The sequence below is a fragment of the Devosia lacusdianchii genome (genome assembly GCF_022429625.1).
GTDB lineage: Bacteria > Pseudomonadota > Alphaproteobacteria > Rhizobiales > Devosiaceae > Devosia > Devosia lacusdianchii.
The window spans coordinates 2,807,876-2,823,225 of record NZ_CP092483.1 but is presented as its reverse complement, the minus strand read 5'-3'; the positions used below and the strand labels follow the sequence as shown (position 1 = coordinate 2,823,225).

18 protein-coding genes are annotated in these 15,350 nt (G+C 63.7%); 8 read left to right on the top strand and 10 right to left on the bottom strand.

The window, feature by feature from the left end:
* Positions 1 to 23: 23 nt before the first annotated feature.
* Positions 24 to 929, bottom strand: coding sequence for a DMT family transporter (locus MF606_RS13910; protein WP_240229946.1), 906 nt, complete (start codon positions 927 to 929; stop codon positions 24 to 26).
* A 175-nt stretch (positions 930 to 1,104) separates the two neighbouring features.
* On the opposite strand from MF606_RS13910, the gene MF606_RS13905 reads away from it, so the two are divergent.
* Together MF606_RS13905 and MF606_RS13900 are read left to right on the top strand one after the other, a co-directional pair.
* Positions 1,105 to 1,701, top strand: a complete 597-nt coding sequence (locus MF606_RS13905; RefSeq protein ID WP_240229945.1) for a MarR family winged helix-turn-helix transcriptional regulator — start codon at positions 1,105 to 1,107, stop codon at positions 1,699 to 1,701.
* A gap of 87 nt (positions 1,702 to 1,788) precedes the next feature.
* Positions 1,789 to 2,532, top strand: coding sequence for a hypothetical protein (locus MF606_RS13900; protein WP_240229944.1), 744 nt, complete (start codon positions 1,789 to 1,791; stop codon positions 2,530 to 2,532).
* Between the two features lie 34 nt (positions 2,533 to 2,566).
* Here MF606_RS13900 and MF606_RS13895 read toward each other — a convergent pair whose 3' ends face one another.
* Positions 2,567 to 3,793, bottom strand: a complete 1,227-nt coding sequence (locus MF606_RS13895; protein WP_240229943.1) for an aminotransferase class V-fold PLP-dependent enzyme — start codon at positions 3,791 to 3,793, stop codon at positions 2,567 to 2,569.
* A 149-nt stretch (positions 3,794 to 3,942) separates the two neighbouring features.
* Complete coding sequence (locus MF606_RS13890; RefSeq protein WP_240229942.1) at positions 3,943 to 4,572, bottom strand: Spy/CpxP family protein refolding chaperone; 630 nt, start codon at positions 4,570 to 4,572, stop codon at positions 3,943 to 3,945.
* A gap of 120 nt (positions 4,573 to 4,692) precedes the next feature.
* Between MF606_RS13890 and MF606_RS13885 the strand changes: the two genes are divergently transcribed.
* Positions 4,693 to 5,079: a GNAT family N-acetyltransferase gene (locus MF606_RS13885; RefSeq protein ID WP_240229941.1), complete on the top strand. Its 387-nt coding sequence runs from the start codon at positions 4,693 to 4,695 to the stop codon at positions 5,077 to 5,079.
* On the opposite strand, the gene MF606_RS13880 is transcribed toward MF606_RS13885, so the two are convergent.
* On the bottom strand, positions 5,076 to 5,711 hold the full coding sequence (locus MF606_RS13880; protein ID WP_240229940.1) for a LysE family translocator: 636 nt from the start codon (positions 5,709 to 5,711) through the stop codon (positions 5,076 to 5,078). The two genes, MF606_RS13885 and MF606_RS13880, sit on opposite strands and share 4 nt — an antisense overlap.
* Positions 5,712 to 5,727: 16 nt before the next feature.
* The gene (locus MF606_RS13875; RefSeq protein WP_240229939.1) at positions 5,728 to 6,156 is read right to left on the bottom strand and encodes a CBS domain-containing protein; all 429 of its coding nucleotides are present in this window, start codon (positions 6,154 to 6,156) and stop codon (positions 5,728 to 5,730) included.
* 591 nt (positions 6,157 to 6,747) lie between these two features.
* Here MF606_RS13875 and MF606_RS13870 point away from each other — a divergent pair.
* On the top strand, positions 6,748 to 7,164 hold the full coding sequence (locus MF606_RS13870) for a DUF4864 domain-containing protein (protein WP_240229938.1): 417 nt from the start codon (positions 6,748 to 6,750) through the stop codon (positions 7,162 to 7,164).
* Positions 7,165 to 7,191: 27 nt separating this feature from the next.
* Here the strand turns inward: MF606_RS13870 and MF606_RS13865 are convergent, their stop codons facing one another.
* Positions 7,192 to 7,389 carry a hypothetical protein gene (locus tag MF606_RS13865; RefSeq protein ID WP_240229937.1) on the bottom strand — a complete coding sequence of 66 codons (198 nt, stop codon included), beginning with the start codon at positions 7,387 to 7,389 and terminating at the stop codon, positions 7,192 to 7,194.
* Positions 7,390 to 7,538: 149 nt separating this feature from the next.
* Between MF606_RS13865 and MF606_RS13860 the strand changes: the two genes are divergently transcribed.
* The 3 genes from MF606_RS13860 to MF606_RS13850 are packed head-to-tail and all read left to right on the top strand — an operon-like array spanning position 7,539 to position 10,397.
* Positions 7,539 to 8,615, top strand: a complete 1,077-nt coding sequence (locus MF606_RS13860; protein ID WP_420842210.1) for a LacI family DNA-binding transcriptional regulator — start codon at positions 7,539 to 7,541, stop codon at positions 8,613 to 8,615.
* Positions 8,616 to 8,672: 57 nt separating this feature from the next.
* Positions 8,673 to 9,875, top strand: a complete 1,203-nt coding sequence (locus MF606_RS13855) for a pyridoxal phosphate-dependent aminotransferase (RefSeq protein WP_240229935.1) — start codon at positions 8,673 to 8,675, stop codon at positions 9,873 to 9,875.
* A gap of 6 nt (positions 9,876 to 9,881) precedes the next feature.
* A complete protein-coding gene (locus tag MF606_RS13850) occupies positions 9,882 to 10,397 on the top strand; it encodes a 2'-5' RNA ligase family protein (protein ID WP_240229934.1) in 516 nt (171 codons plus the stop codon).
* Between the two features lie 2 nt (positions 10,398 to 10,399).
* Here MF606_RS13850 and MF606_RS13845 read toward each other — a convergent pair whose 3' ends face one another.
* A complete protein-coding gene (locus tag MF606_RS13845) occupies positions 10,400 to 10,774 on the bottom strand; it encodes a cupin domain-containing protein (protein WP_240229933.1) in 375 nt (124 codons plus the stop codon).
* A 55-nt stretch (positions 10,775 to 10,829) separates the two neighbouring features.
* Here MF606_RS13845 and MF606_RS13840 point away from each other — a divergent pair, with 55 nt between their 5' ends.
* A complete protein-coding gene (locus tag MF606_RS13840; RefSeq protein WP_240229932.1) occupies positions 10,830 to 11,282 on the top strand; it encodes a MarR family winged helix-turn-helix transcriptional regulator in 453 nt (150 codons plus the stop codon).
* Positions 11,283 to 11,289: 7 nt separating this feature from the next.
* On the opposite strand, the gene MF606_RS13835 is transcribed toward MF606_RS13840, so the two are convergent.
* The 3 genes from MF606_RS13835 to corA form a co-directional block, all read right to left on the bottom strand.
* Entirely contained in the window at positions 11,290 to 11,754 is a 465-nt protein-coding gene (locus MF606_RS13835) for a hypothetical protein (RefSeq protein ID WP_240229931.1), read from the bottom strand.
* Between the two features lie 70 nt (positions 11,755 to 11,824).
* Positions 11,825 to 12,937 carry a hypothetical protein gene (locus tag MF606_RS13830; RefSeq protein WP_240229930.1) on the bottom strand — a complete coding sequence of 371 codons (1,113 nt, stop codon included), beginning with the start codon at positions 12,935 to 12,937 and terminating at the stop codon, positions 11,825 to 11,827.
* Between the two features lie 1,160 nt (positions 12,938 to 14,097).
* The gene (gene corA, locus MF606_RS13825; RefSeq protein ID WP_240229929.1) at positions 14,098 to 15,090 is read right to left on the bottom strand and encodes a magnesium/cobalt transporter CorA; all 993 of its coding nucleotides are present in this window, start codon (positions 15,088 to 15,090) and stop codon (positions 14,098 to 14,100) included.
* Positions 15,091 to 15,350 lie beyond the last annotated feature (260 nt).

Genomic DNA, 15,350 nt, shown 5'->3' with positions numbered 1-15,350 from the left:
GCGCTTGCGCTCCGAGTCGCCCGCTAGTTCGTGGTGCGCGGGGCGTGGGTTTTGCGACGATCCCATAGGGGTGGGATCGCTTCGACGGCCACGATAGCGGCGAAGATAAGCGCCGCGCCGGCATAGCCGACCGGCGGCAGGCGTTCCCCAAGCAGCAGGGCGCCGCCGATGGCCGCGAACAGGCTTTCGGCGGACAGGATGATCGCCGCATTGGCTGGTGGCACATATTGCTGGCCGATGGCCTGGAAGGTGAAGGCCACCGCCGTCGACAGTATCCCGGCATAAGCAATCTGCACCCAACCCTCTGAAATGCCCGCGATGCTGGGCTGCTCGATAATGAAGGCAATGCCGAGCGCGAGTGCGCCGGCGAGCAGGAAGCTGACGGCGGATACGAAGACCGGCAGGCCGGTGGCGCGTCCCAGATAGCCGATCAGGATCACATGCATGGCCCAGAAGACGGCGCTGATGACGATGAGGCCGTCGCCGTTGTTGAAGCTGCTGAGCCCGCCGCCGTTGAGATAGTAGATGCCAATCAGCGCCAGTGGCACGCAGACGAAGATGATTGGGTGGGGGCGGGTGCGGAACAGCAGGAAGCCGAGCACCGGCACGAAGAAGACGTAAAGGCCGGTGAGGAAACCGGCATTGGTGGCGGTGGTGCTGGCAAGCCCAGCCTGTTGCAGCCAGGAGCCGGCGAAGAAGACCAGGCTCATGCCGATGATTACGCCCCAGAGCCGATTGCCCAATGGTTCGCTGCGCTTGCGGCGTTCTGCCAGGGCAAGCGGCAGCACGATGATGCCGCCGAGCAGGTAGCGCACGCCGGCAAAGGTCAGCGGTCCCATGCTGTCCATCGCCGACTTCTGGGCGATGAAGGCAAAACCCCACAACATGGTGCAGACGAGAAGCAGGAGAGCGGCAAGGGCGCGGGGCATGGGGAACTCTGGGTTCGTCCCTCCCGCCATCCCAAGCATGGGGGCTCGGCTGCGGCAGAAGGTTCCCCGTGACGGGGATTGAGGCGGGCTATGCGGATGTCTAGCGGGACGGCCAGGCGTCGTGAAGAGGGGGGGTGGGATTGATTTGCATAGGAGTCCTATGCAATATCGCGGTATGAGCAGCGCAACCACACAGATCGCTACCGGACTGTCGCGTATCGGAACGGTCATCCGGGCCGAGCGGCAGCGCGCGGCCAGCGAGCAGGCCCTGTCACCAACGCAGGCGCAAATCCTGGGGTTGTTGACGGCGCGCGGGCCGGCGCGACTGTCAGTGTTGGCGGCCGAACTCGCCGTGAGTCAGCCGACCGCAAGCGATGCGGTGGCGGCGCTGGTGCGCAAGGGCCATGTCGAGCGGCGCGCCGACCCCGATGACGGCCGGGCCACGAGGCTGTATGCGACCGATAGTGGGAGTGCGCTGGCAAAGTCGCTGGCGGGGTGGCCGGAAGCGCTGCTGGGAGCGATCGACGTTCTCGACGAAACCGAGCGCGCGGTGCTGGTGCGCGCGCTGATGCGGGTGATCGTCAAGCTGCAGGATGAGGGGGCCATTCCGGTGCAGAAGATGTGCGCCACCTGTCTTCACTTCCGCCCCAATGCTCATCCCGGTGCGGAGCGGCCGCATCATTGTGCCTTCGTGGACGCGCCCTTTGGCGATGCCGCCTTGCGGATCGACTGTGCCGACCACGCGGAAGCCGGACCCAGGCGGGTCGTCTGAGTCCAAAAAATGGACGCCCCGACCACTGCAATGGTCGAGGCGCCCGGATTGTCCACTGCCCTTGCGAAAAGGAAGGAACACCTCATCATGCCATATGCATACAGACTTATCCACGCCAGCGGCCTGGCGGTGCTGGCGCTTGCAGCGCCGGCTCTCGCGCACGAGACCGGTATATCGGCCGATCCAGGCAATGCCGAGGTCGCGGGGTTCGATATCGTGCACGCTCGGCTCGATACCCAGGGCGATACGGCGATCTTTCACATGCAGGTGTCGGCCGACGCTGGCGCCACGCGGCCGACGGCGGTGGGTACGCTGGCCGGTTCGGAGGTGTTCGCCTATGTCTGGCCGACCAGCATCGACCCATCGGAAGTCGGGTTCGATGAGAAGGCGGGCATCCTGGCCATGACCGTCACCGCCCACCCCGATTTTGACGATACGCCGCTCGAGGACGAGAATGGCGATGGCGACAAGACCAATGATGGCAATGTGTGGCACAGCCACTGGGTGGTGCTGGGGCCGGACGAGGCTTGCGGCGCGGGGGCGTTGAAGGTGATCGACATTCCAGAGGGCGCCAAGCCGAAGCTGCCGCCAACCTGGCCGGGACTGCCCATCCTGATCGACAGCCCCGGCCATGTGCCGGAGCTGGAGGCGGAAACCGTGTCGGTGCGGGTGCCGTTCGCCGATATCGGGGTGGTCGAGGCCGCCAGTTTTGATGGCGTGACCGCGGGGTTGCGCGTCAATGCCAACGTCCATGCGCCGCTGTTGTGCGTGACTGACGTGTTCGACGTGGCCTCGGGCGACCTCAGCCTGCAGGGCAAGGCCAATCAATAGTGGCGGGGCCGGCGGGCTGACCGCCGGCCTTCAATCAGCGTAGTTCGGCATCAAGCGCGGCGATGAGCTGCTGGATTTCCTCTGGTGTAGTGTAGTGCACGAACGAGAGGCGCAAGACGCCGTGGTCGGGAGCGATACCGACGGCCTCTAGCAGGCGATAGGCGTAGAAATGGCCGCCGCCGGCCATGACGCCATGCCGGGCGAGACGGGCCGCGACGGTAGCGCCGGGTTCGGCAAGGCCGAGAGCGATGGTGGGCGCGCGCTGGGCGGGATCGTCCGGGCCGATGATGCGCACCGAATTCTTCTGGCGCAGATAATCGAGCAGGGGCGCAGCCAGCGCGATTTCCTGGGCGCGCATGGCGGCGTGGGCCCGGCGGAACGGATCGGCGCCCTCGACACCGGCAATGGTCGCCACGGTTTCGAGATAGTCGACAATGCCGGAGGCGGCGGCGATCTGGGCGTGGTCGGGACCGGCCGGGGTGAGGCGATAGCGCGGCTTGGTTTCGTTGAAGTAGTGGCCCTGATTGGGGAGCGCCATCGCCAGTTCTGGGCGAACAGCCATGATGCCCTGGTGAGGGCCATAAACCTTGTAGGCGGAGAAGAAATAGATGTCGGCGCCGAGCGCCTGCAAGTCGGGTAGGCCGTGGGGGGCATAGCTGACGCCATCGATGGCGGTGACGGCGCCAACGGATTTCGCACGTGCAGCGATCTTGGCGACGGGATTGATCTCGCCGGCGACGTTGGAGCAGTGCGGCGCTGCGATCAGGCGAACCTTGCTGTCGAGCAGGGCATCAAGCGCGGTAAGGGACAGGCGGCCGGTCTGACGGTCGACCTGCCATTCTCGGACCTCGACGCCTGTTTTGGCGAGCTTGCGCCAGGCGCCGGAATTGGCCTCGTGATCCTGATTGGTCACGATGACGGCATCGCCGGGCTTGAGCCATTCGCCAAAAGCCTTGCCCAGCACATAGGTGTTGGCCGAAGCCGAGGGGCCGAAATGTATCCATTCGGCGGTGACGTTCAGCGCCTGCGCCAGCCGCTCGTAGCTCAAATTCATGGCCTCGCCAGCCGCCTGGGAGGCTGGGTAAGTGCCGTAGGGTTGCACCTTTGTGGCGCGATAATAGTGGTCGAGCTTGGCGAGGACGGCGCGCGATGTATAGGAGCCGCCGGCGTTTTCGAAGAAGGCCTGGGCCTGAAGCGACGGCTCGGCAAAGGCGGGGAATTCGGCGCGGATGCGAGCCGGGTCGAGGGGTAGGGCGGTCATGGCGGATCCAGTCGGTGGTTTCCGATTGGTAGAGCACGGCCCCGCAAAAGCAAACCCCGGCCGTTGAGGGCCGGGGCTTGCGCGGAGCTCGGAGGGAACTCCGCCAGGCGGCGACACCGCTGCCAAAGGATACGGTGTCGCCGAGGCTATCAGCCGTTGGCCGGAGCGGGGGCGTCGGCAGGGCCGCCCATTGGGCCAGGGCCCTGATGACGCGGGCCACCGCCATGCCAATCCGGGCGCTGGGGCGTGAGATCGGCCTTCTGCGCGTCGGTGAGGCTATCGAAGAAGGCGGTCGCGGCGGGCTGTATCGCCTGGAGAGCGGCGAGGCGGGCGGTTTCGATCGCGATGCGGTTTTCAAGACGCTGGGTAAAGTCGGGGTGCTCGACGGTTTGACCGGCCTCGGGCGCGGCCGGCCGGAGGCCCTCGACGGCGGTCGAGAAGGTCTCGGCGGCAGCTAGCGCGTCGGTCTTGAAGGTGTCAAATAGCGGCTGCTGCTCGGCGGTCAGTTCGACGGCATGGCTGAGACGAACGAGGGCGATCTCGACGGCTTCGGTACCGCGCTCGAAGCCGAGAAGATCACGGAAGCCGCCGCCATCCTGGCGCGGACCCTGATTATGATGGCGGAAATTGAGGCCGGGACCTTTGCCCTGGACCTGTTCCTGGGCGGGAGCGGGGGCGGCCGGAGCTTGCGTTTCCTGGGCGTAAGTAGGGGCGATGGCGGTAAGGCCGAGCGTGGCGGTCATCAGTGCCACAATGGCGGTCGTCGTGATCGTCTTCATGGTAGGTCCTTTGCATGGGAGCCGGTTCGTCCGGTATGAGCCAGACTAGACGGGCCACACTCTTCGCGACCTTGCGGGGACATGAAGACTTGGTCACCTTGGTAAGCTGGGAGGTGCAGAATGATTGAGATTGTCACCGATCCGTTTCCGAGCGACGACACCTTGCGCCTGCTCTGGCTGTCGGCTTGGGGTGATGAGGGGCCGGCTACGTTCCAGCCGCTGCTGAGCCGCAGCCTGACGCATGTGGGCGCCTATGACGGAGCCGTTCTGGTCGGGTTCGTCAATGTGGCGTGGGATGGGGGCGTGCATGCCTTCATCCTCGATACCTGCGTCCACAAGGCCCATAGGCGGCAGGGGATTGCGCTGCGACTGGTGGCCCGGGCGGCCGAGGTTGCCAAGGCGCGCGGGGCGCATTGGCTGCATGTCGATTTCGAGCCGCATCTGGAGGGCTTTTATCGACAATGCGGGTTCGGGCCCACCGGGGCCGGATTGATGCGGCTCAACTAGGGGCGGATGTCGCGGACGCCGGAGACGATAAGCGTCGCGCCAAGCGTGCCGAATGCGGCGCCGAAGGCGCCTTCGATCCAGCGCCAGAAGCGGGCATAGCCGCGCGACGCCAGTTGGGTCGAGAAGATCCAGCCGTAGAAGCCGTAGATGACCATGGCGCTGACGGCGACGACGGGGCCGAAGGCGAGGACTTGCGGGCCGGTCAGGCCGGTGCCGAAAAGGAAGGTGGCGATGGCCAGCCACATCAGCACGGCCTTGGGATTGGTCATGACCACGAGGAACCCGCGCCGCCAGGCTGCCCCGGCGGTCAAGGCGCGGGTTTCGGCGCGCAGGGTCGCTTCGGAGCCGCGCCAGGCGGCCCGAAGGCCGCGGAAGCCCATGTAGCAGAGGTAGCCGCCGCCGGCGAATTTGAGCACGCTGAGCAATGCGGGCATGGAGGCGAAGACCGCGCCCAGGCCCAGCGAGGCCAGCATCGACCAGACGAGCGTGCCCGAGGCGATGCCTGCAACGACCAGCAGCGCAGCGCGACGCCCGCAACCGAGCGCCGTTTCGATCACTGCGAACATATTCGGCCCCGGCGAGGCCTGAGCGGCAACGACGCCAAGCCAGACGACGACAAAACTCTGCAACATCGGAACGTCCGGAAAGTCAGGAAGCGATGTACTCTCTTAGCACTTCGGCTTCGTGTTCGGCTTCCTCAATCTTGTGCTTGACCACGTCGCCGATGGACACAATGCCGATGAGCGCGCCCCCTTCGGTGACCGGCATATGGCGGATGCGGTGGCGCGTCATCCGCTCCATCACGTCGGCGATGGTGGTCTCGCGGGTGCAGGTTACCACACCTCGAGTCATGCAATCGCCGATGCGAAGGGCGAGGGTGGCTGCCGCATCCTTGCCGAGGCGGCGGACAATGTCGCGTTCGGAGACAATGCCGGTGATGGCGCCGGCCGCGTCGGTGACCACCACGGCGCCGATATTGTGGCTGTTGAGCATGGCCACGGCGTCGGCCAGCGTATCCCTTTCGGGAAGGGTGTGAACGACCACGCCCTTGGTTTGAAGGATGGTATCGACAAACATCGTGAAGTCCTCCTCGGGGGAGAGACTGGACCTGTGCGGGGGCAGCCGCAATAGGCGGTTTGTCTGAGTGTCCAACTCCAGCGCAAAGAAAAGGGCCGGCGCTCGGCCGGCCCAGTCGTGACGTTGGTCAAGGAACCAGAAGGTCAGCCTTCGCCGCGGCCGGGGGACCAATGGCGACGGGCTTGCCGGCGAAGAGGTGCTTCGGCCGGGAGGTGGCCACGCAAGGCAAAACGCGTGACCTCGAACATGATCGCGAGGACGAGAATGGTGAGCGGAACCATGAAGACTGCGATTTGCGTATCCGGCTGGGTCGCAAGGTTCGCAGCGGTTGCCGGTGTGACGCCAGCAACCAGGGCAGCTACGGAGCCGGAGGTGACCAGAACCGTGGAAGCGATGGCGTAGAGCTTGAAACTTTTCCGCTTTGGAGACGTAGATTTATGCATGGGGTCGACGTCGTACCTTGTCTTCGCAATGGACCCAGTAGGCCATGCGAATGCGGTTCGAGTTTGTGTCGAATTTGGTCGGTCGCGTACCATTTGACGGCAGAACTGTGGCGACGCTTCTTGGCGTGCACAGGATCAGGAGGCGGGCATGCGCGTATTTCTGGTTTTGACGATGCTGTTGGCGCTGGTTTTTCCAGCAGCCGCTCAGAATGATGAAGCACCCTGGCAGGCGACGGTTACCGGGCAGATCGAGGCGTTTCGCGCCAAGGATGGGGCGGCCGCGCTGACGTTTGCCGGGGAAGGATTTCGTACCCAGTTCGAGGGACAACCGGACGCATTTTATGCGGCTGTGGTGGCGACCGGATATCAGCCGATCGTCGATTCCCGGTCGCACAGTTTTGGCGAGTTCAACCGGATCAACGATGGGGCGGTGATGCAGGTGGTGCGGCTGGTGGGGCCGGACCAGGGGCTCTACGAGGCGCTTTATCAGCTCGTAGATGAGCCGGAGCAGGGCTGGCGGATCATCGCAGTGGCTTTGCGGAAGGAAGCCGGCGTCGGGATTTAGCGACGCCGGCTGGAGGTACTGGCGGCCTTAGTCATAGGCGTGGCTGCCGAAATACTTGGCGGTGCGATGGGTACGGCGATGCACCATGGCGCTGATGGCCCCGGCGATCGGGGTCATCAGGCCGTCGAGGAAGTGGCCGCGGTTTTCAACAATGGCGGGCGTCGCGTCTGGCTCCACCCACTTCTGAGTGTAGATATCCTTGAACAGATAGCTGGCAGGGATCATTTTGTCTCTCCGATTGAATCGGTTCAATTTGGCGACGCGATAAGGCGTTGAACCGGTTCAAATCTAGGACTCGGATGGTGATGAGTCAAGCACAAATTGAATCGGTACAAAAGTTGTGCTATATCAATTGGATCGGTTCAACGAAGGAGATGGGTCATTTGGCTCGCGGCAGCGAATCCGGCGTGAAACTCAAGGATGTGGCAAAGGCAGCAGGGGTGTCCCAGGGCACGGCTTCCAATGTCTTCAGCAAGCCTGAAGTGGTGCGCGAGGAGGTGCGTGAGCATGTGATGGCCGTGGCCAAGCAGCTTGGTTATGCCGGTCCGAGCGTGACCGGACGGCTGTTGCGGCAGGGCAAGGTCAATGCGGTGGGCGTGGCCGCGATCGAGCCGATCAGCTATTTCTTCGAGGACCTGTGGGCGCGGCAGTTGATGAGCCAGATTTCGGAAATCTGCGACGCGCGCGGGGCGGGGGTGGCGCTGGTCTCGGCGCTCAATGACGAGCGGCTGGCCTGGAACATCCAGTCGGCGCTGGTGGATGGGTTCATCCTGCTGTGCGTCGAAGGCGGCGAGCGGCTGGTGGAGATTACGCGGCAGCGCCAAATCCCCTATGTGGCGCTGGCCATTGGAGCGGAAGACAGCACAATCCCCGCCATCGGCGTCGACAATGTCGGCGGGGCGCGGATGGCGGCGGAACATATGCTCGGGCTAGGGCACCGGAAGCTGGCCATCCTCGCAACCGAGCTGACGGACGATCACCATGGTCTCGTCGGCGTCGAAGACGTGAAATCGGCGACCTATACGACGACGCGCGATCGTGCGCTGGGCTATTGGCAGGCGCTGGAGGCGGCCGGCATCGACCCGCGATCGGTGCCGATCTACGAAACCCGCGAGAACGAGAGCTCCACCCACGACGTGATGGCGGAGATGTTCGCGGTGGCGGAGCCGCCTACGGCAATCCTGGCCATGTCCGACAAGATTGCAATGCATGCGGTGGATTGGCTGTTCCGCAATGGCCGGACAGTGCCCGGCGACGTATCGATGGTCGGTTTCGACGGGGTGCCGGAGGCGGCCGTCGCGACGCCCAAACTCACAACCATCGAGCAGCCGATGAAGGAGATCGCCCGGAGGGCGGTCGATGCGGCACTGGGCGGCACGCAGGTGAGCGGCCGGCAGGTTCTGCCGGCCCGGCTGGCGGTGCGCGAATCCACGGCGCCGCCGCGCTCCTAGCTTGCCCGAGCCTGCGGGAGCCCGTATCAGTCTGTCCGGATTTCCGGGGAGGCTAATTTGGGGTTCTTGTCTGAGGCATTGGGGCGCGTGGCGCCATCGGCAACGGTGGGTATCACCCAGAAGGCGCGCGAGCTGGCGCGCGAGGGCCGCGACATCATCGCGCTGAGCGCTGGGGAGCCGGATTTCAACACCCCGCAGCACGTACGCGACGCCGCAATCCGTGCCATGGATGAAGGCAAGACCAAGTATACCAATATCGACGGCATTCCCGAGCTCAAGGAAGCCGTGGCAGCCAAGTTCCGCCGCGACAACGGTCTCGATGTGACGGCCGCCGACTGCTTCATCAGCTCGGGCGGCAAGCAGATCATTTTCAATGCGCTGATGGCCACGCTCAATCCGGGCGACGAGGTGGTGGTGCCGGTGCCCTATTGGGTGAGCTACCCCGAGATCGTGCGCCTGTGTGGAGCCGAGCCTGTGTTCGCGGTGGCGGATTCCACCACCGGCTTCAAGCTCAAGCCCGAGGTGCTGGAGGCGGCGATCAGCCCCAAGACCAAGTGGGTGATGCTCAACACGCCATCCAACCCCACCGGCGCGGCCTATACCGCCGAGGAGCTCAAGGGCCTAGCCGAGGTGTTGATGCGGCATCCGCATGTGCACATCCTCACCGACGATATCTACGAAGTGCTGGTCTATGACGGCGGCAGCTTCGCCACGATCGCGCAGGTGGAGCCGGCCTTGCAGCCGCGCACGCTGACGATGAATGGCGTATCGAAGTCGCACGCCATGACCGGCTGGCGCATTGGCTATTGCACCGGCCCGCGGCCGCTGCTGGCGGCGATGACCAAGTTGCAAGGGCAATCGACCACCAATCCGTCCTCGATTTCGCAATGGGCGGCGGTGGAGGCCTTGAACGGACCGCAGGATTTCCTGGCCGAGTGGCGGCAGGTGTTCCAGGATCGCCGCGATCTGGTGGTCAAGGGGCTCAACGCCAATACCGGGCTCGATTGCCTAACGCCGGAGGGGGCATTCTATGTGTTCCCCTCGTGCAAGCGGCTGCTCGGAAAGACCAGCGCCGGCGGCAAGCTGCTCAATACGGACGAAGATTTCGTCATGGCGCTGCTGGACGAGACCGGCGTGGCGCTCGTGCATGGCAGCGCGTTTGGACTGGCCGGACATTTCCGGCTGAGCTACGCGGCAAGCAATGCCGAACTGGAGGAGGCCGTTCGGCGCATCCAACAATTCTGCGCGGGCATTGCGTAGGACGGGATGGCCTATGCCTTCTGCCTGAGGTTCGATGCGGAGACCGAGGCGGCGGTAAGTGCGGTCTGGACGGCATTGGCCGACGCGGGCATTAGCGAAGATATGCTCCAGCTCGGCTATGCGCCGCATCTGTCGCTGGCAGTGCTGGATGATGAGCCTAGTCAGGACGTGGTCGAGGGGGCGCTAACAAGTCTCCCAGGGTACGGCGCGCTGAGCCTACAACTCGGTGGGGTGCGACAGTTCGAGGGCACTTCGATCGTCTGGCTGGCGGTTGACGGAGGCGCCGCGCTGACGGACCTGCACACACGCTTGCTCTCGCTCCTGCCAGTGAATCAGGTTCGGACGCATTACCGCCCGAACCAATGGGTGCCGCACGTAACGCTGCAGATGCTGGGAAACGTAGACACAGCTATGGCCCTGGTCGCGGAGCAGTGGCCGGCCCAAGTGCTGGCCCGCGCCATTCGCCTCGAGCTGGTCAGGTTCCCACCCGTGATCGTGCAGCGCAGTTTTGCGCTGGTTTAGCGCTACTCGGCCCAGGGCGGCGTAAAGGGGGCGTGGCCGGGGCGGACGGCCTGGCCGCCGACGGGAAATACCACGATTGCCTCAAAGGGAACCTGGCCCGGATTGGAAAGCGAGAAATCGGTGTCGGCAGGCACGATCAAGGCGTCGCCCTGCGTGAGGCGGAAGCTCGCGGCGCCGATCCTAGCTTCGCCTTCGCCGGCGATGCAGACAAAGACTTCTTCGCGGGTTAGCTGGTGAACGGCCCCGGTGCTGCCGGGTTCGCTTCGCGTGTGCCACACGGCATTCTCCGAAGAACCACGTGCCGGCGATGCAAGGCCGGTGAATAGTGTGCCGGGCAGCTGGAATTTGGGTGCGCTTGCTGCGCTAATAAGGGTCATGACGTGTCTCGTACCGTGTTATCGTCTAGTACCTTGACTAACGGAGGTGTCGGCATTGGTCAAGAGACTTGACGAAATTCCACGACCACGGCTGATCGACCACATTGGTTGGCGCCTGACCCGGCTCAGCCGAAAGTGGAAGGGCGAGTTCGATGCGGCGATGGTGGCGCGAGGGCATGCCTGGATGACGCAGGCGCCGGGCCAGATCGTTGGCCACCTGCGCGAGACCGGCGTGCCACAGGGCGAGCTGGCGGCGCTGATGGGTGTCAGCAAGCAGGCCGTGCAACAGCATGTCGATGCGCTGGTCGAACTCGGCGTGGTTGAAAGGGTGACCGATGCCGCTGACGCGCGGTCGCGGATCGTACAGTTGACGCACAAGGGCGCTCAGGCCCTGGCCGATGCCAATGCGGTCAAGCTCGAAATCGAAGATCGCTATCGCGCGGCCTTGGGCGGCCCGGCGTTTGCTAATCTTGAAGAAGCGCTCGATCAGCTATTCGAGATGGAATAGCGCCGAATTAGCTCGGCCAGATCGAGACTTCGATGATGTCGGGATCGACGGGGACGCTGTCGTCGCGGATGCCTTGGAACTCCATCCAGTGGATGCGGGCGGTGATGCTGGCGCTGTCGAGGAAGAATGTGGGCCCGCCGGGCAGGGGATAGGGCGTCGATGGGCCGGAGAGGGTGAAGCGCTGTGAGGGGAAGCGTGCCTCGACCGTTTCGATCCGGGTCCAGGGATTGGTGCTCATGACTTCGACCGGCGGATGATCGGGTTCGGTGTCGTAAATCTGGATGCGGATGTGCTGCTGCAGGCAGCCGCCGGTGTAGATCACGAGGCCGCGCTCGAGAACGGCCAGGCTTCGACGCTCCATCTCCGGGGTAATCTCGATCGGCGCCGCGAAGTCGAGATCGTCGCCGTCGATGAGATAGAACTGACTATAGTCAGCCTGCCATGCAAAGGTCGCCCAACCGCGCAGCGTCAATGTGCCTCCAGGGACCGGATGAAATGTCGGTGGCTTAACGGCTAACTGGCGTTGAAGCTCCGTTGTGCGCCTATTTTCCCATCCAGCTTAGAAAGCCGGTATTGCTGCCGCCGGCTTCGGCGAACATCTGGGTGAGTTTGGACGTGGTCTGGTAGCTGGCCAGGGCGGTCTGGTAGAACTCGGTGCTCCAGCCGGCGGCCTGGCGCTCCTCGGCACTCATGGATGAGTAGAGCGAGATGATGTTCTGGCTGAAGGCGGTGGGGTCGCTGGATTTGGCAGCGCTCTGGAAGCCGGCCAGCAGCGCGGCGCCGCTCTTGGAGCGCATGGCGCCTTCGGCCGCCCGGACCTCTTCGGCGGAAAACTTGTTGCCGGTATTGAGCGCGATCGAGGACAGGGTCCGGCTGTCGAAGCTCGACATGTCGATAAAGGTGCCGACCGTGGTCTGCTTGTTGAAGGTGGGCGCCTTACCGTTCTTGATGGCATCGGCATAGAGCTTGTCGAGCGCCTTGCGGGCGCTGGTGGCGACGTCGCCAATGTTCTGCGGCTTGGACTCTTCACCGGCTTTTACCAGCGCCAGATAGAGCGCTACCGGATCGTCGTCGCCGGCATCGGGCAGTTTCTTGGGGTCGGTCTGGAGCTGCTTGAGGCCTTCGGTGACGGCGGCGCGGCCATTGATCCAGTCCGCGTCGGCTTTTTCCTCGGCGCCGAGGCTATCGAGATATTCGGCGGCGGCCTTGTAGAGGCCGGTGTAATTGCCGGTGACCTTGGCGAGAGCGGCGGGGCCGGCCATGGCGGCCTCGAAGCGGCGCTGCATTTCGAGGCCAGCGGCGGCGCGCTCGTCTTCGGTGAAGCTCTTGTCGCTGGCCATGGCGTAAAGCTCGCGCGGATCCAGACTCGACAGGTCGAGCGCCAGTTTGCCGCCTTCGAGCGGGGAGGTGCGGTCGGCGTCCTTGAGCAGGGCGGTGAGCTTGGCTTTGGCGTCGGCAATGACCGTTGCGAAGTCCTTGACCGCCAAGGCGGCCATGGCGGCGCTGGACAGGGTGACCGAGGTAGCCGCCTGTTCGGTGCTGGTTGGCTGCGAGGCGCTGGCATTTGCGGTGCCCGATGCAGCGTTGTTGGCCGCCAGGGTTGAAGCCAGGCTCAGGTAGCTGGTGTTGGAGTAGGCGGTACCGACGGCTACCATGGCGCGCTCCTGCGATCTGCTGCGGAACACTATGCAAGCGCCATGCCGTAGGCCTACCAAGTAAAATCAATGGCTTAACGGATTGGAACGCAGCTTGGGAGGCAGATCTTGCCGGGACAGCGGGCAGAAACGACCGCTGGAAACAGAAAGGCCCTGCCCGAGGGGATGGGCAGGGCCTAGGGGTCTTCAGCCGGGGCTTCTGACCTTGGAGGAGCGGCGCCACGAACGCCGCCGAAACCGTTGGACTGGTTATCCAACAGCCAGCCACGCGGCACAAACGCTCAATCGGAAGTGCTGCCATGCAGATTCGCCGATGACGCGATGCGGGCAAAAAAAGAGGCTCCAACCGAGGTTGGAGCCTTATGATAGGGCCGAAGCCAAATCTGAGTAATGGTCCTGCGCAAGGGAGGAGGATATGCGCCAGACCAGGTGGACCCAAGCCGAGGGAGGAGGATACGGCTTCGATCCGGTGTCGCAAGACGCGGGTCCGAGGGAGGAGGATACGGAGCGGCGTCACCAGCGACAAAGCCAATATAGGTTTTGACCGTTTGGTCAGCAATACATGGGTCAACATGACTGCCATGCATTCTGAACAGCGACAAATTGTCATTCGACAATGGGCGTAGGCGTCGGCGGCGCAAAAAAAAAGCCCTGTCCGGAGACAGGGCTTGATGACTGGGCCGAAGCCAAATCGAAAGTGGGGCAGAGAGCAAGGGAGGAGGATATGCCGCTCTGCCATGAACCTTGATCGAGGGAGGAGGATACGATCTTGGTTCGGTGTCGCGATACGGGGTCCGAGGGAGGAGGATACGGAGCGCGTCTCAGCGACAATGGCAATATGAACTCGATCAGTTCAGTAGACAATAGCGAGGCTGACATGTCAGCCATGCAAACGATGCAGGTGCCGGAAAAGAAATGTGGCCCCGCTCGAGGGGAGAGCGGAGCCACATAAGTTGCAGGAGCAAGTCCCGCAAGGAGGGAACGCAGCGGTCGCAAGGGAGGAGGAGAAGCGCCCGCTGTGCTGGGGGTCATATATGGCCTGAGCGTCTGCTCAACAATTGGGCACCTAGCATGTTAGCTATGCAGCCATTGCATGCACTTCGGAATAGTTCAGCGAAATCAAAGGCCGCCGGACCAACTCCGCCAGTTTGTCGCAATCCTCAGAGCCAGCCACGCCGCTTGAAGAATAGGTAAGGCAGAACCGCCGACGCCACCATGAGCCCAAGGGCCCAGGGATAGCCGACCTGCCAGGCCAGCTCCGGCATGAATTCGAAGTTCATGCCATAGATCGAGGCGACAAGCGTGGGCGGAAGGAACACCACCGCCGCGACCGAGAAAATCTTGATGATCTGATTCTGTTCGAGATTGATCAGACCCAGGGTCGCGTCGAGCAGGAAGTTGACCTTGTTGGAGAGGAAGCCGGCATGGTCGCCCAAGGAAGCGGCGTCGCGCTGCAGGATCTTGAACTCCTGCCTCGTATCGCGAACAGCCTTGGTATTGGTGGTTTCGCGGGTCTGGTGGAAGGTCGTCAGGCGCAGGATGCTGACAAGGCTCTCGCGCACGAGGGTTAGCATGTCACCCTTGTTACCGATCTTCTCGATCAGAGCCTCTAGGTTGCGCGCCTTTTTCGTCGCGCCCTTGACCTTGGAGCGGAACACTTCGCGCGAAATGGCGTCGAGATCGTCGCCCGTAGTTTCCAGCACCTGCGCCAGCCGGTCGATGAAGGCTTCCAGCAGGCCCAGCATGACGAGTTCGCCAGTGGCGACGGAACGGCCGCCGGGCTTGGTGACGCTGGTCTCGAAAATGCTGAAGGGCTGCGGCTCGGCATAGCGGATGGTCACAAGCGCCCTGTCGCGCAGGACGAAGGTGATCGGAGTCTTGAGCGGGTCGTGAGCGTGCAGATTGGTCAGGACCGTCGCGGTCATGAATTCGGCGTTGGCCTCGTTGTAGAGGCGGGCCGATGGCTCGATGTCTTTCATCTCGTCACGCGTCGGCACGAGGATGCCGAGGCACTTCTCGACGAGCTGTTCCTCGTCGCGCGTGGGATTGATGAGATCGTACCAGATGGCTTGATCCAGCCCGGTCGGGTCGGTCAGGTCGTCGGTGTTGACGCGGGTGAGGGTGGCGCCGGTGGTGGCGTAAATGCGCAGCATGATGCAGGTCCTTCAGGGCGGGCGACGACGCCCGACGGACCTGGTGGTCAGGTCGGGGCGCGGGCGGTCCAGTACAAAGATCGACTTCGAGAGTCGGGGTTCACGGGTCGTGTCCTATGGTTGTCTACGACGGGGCACAGATGCGCCCGCGGGCTGGCCGGGTCAAGGTGCAAAAGCACCCTCCAGCGCCGATTGCAGCGTTCTGCCAGTGGCATAGGTGATGTCGTCGATGCGCAGGAAGGGTGGCATGCCGGGAAGGG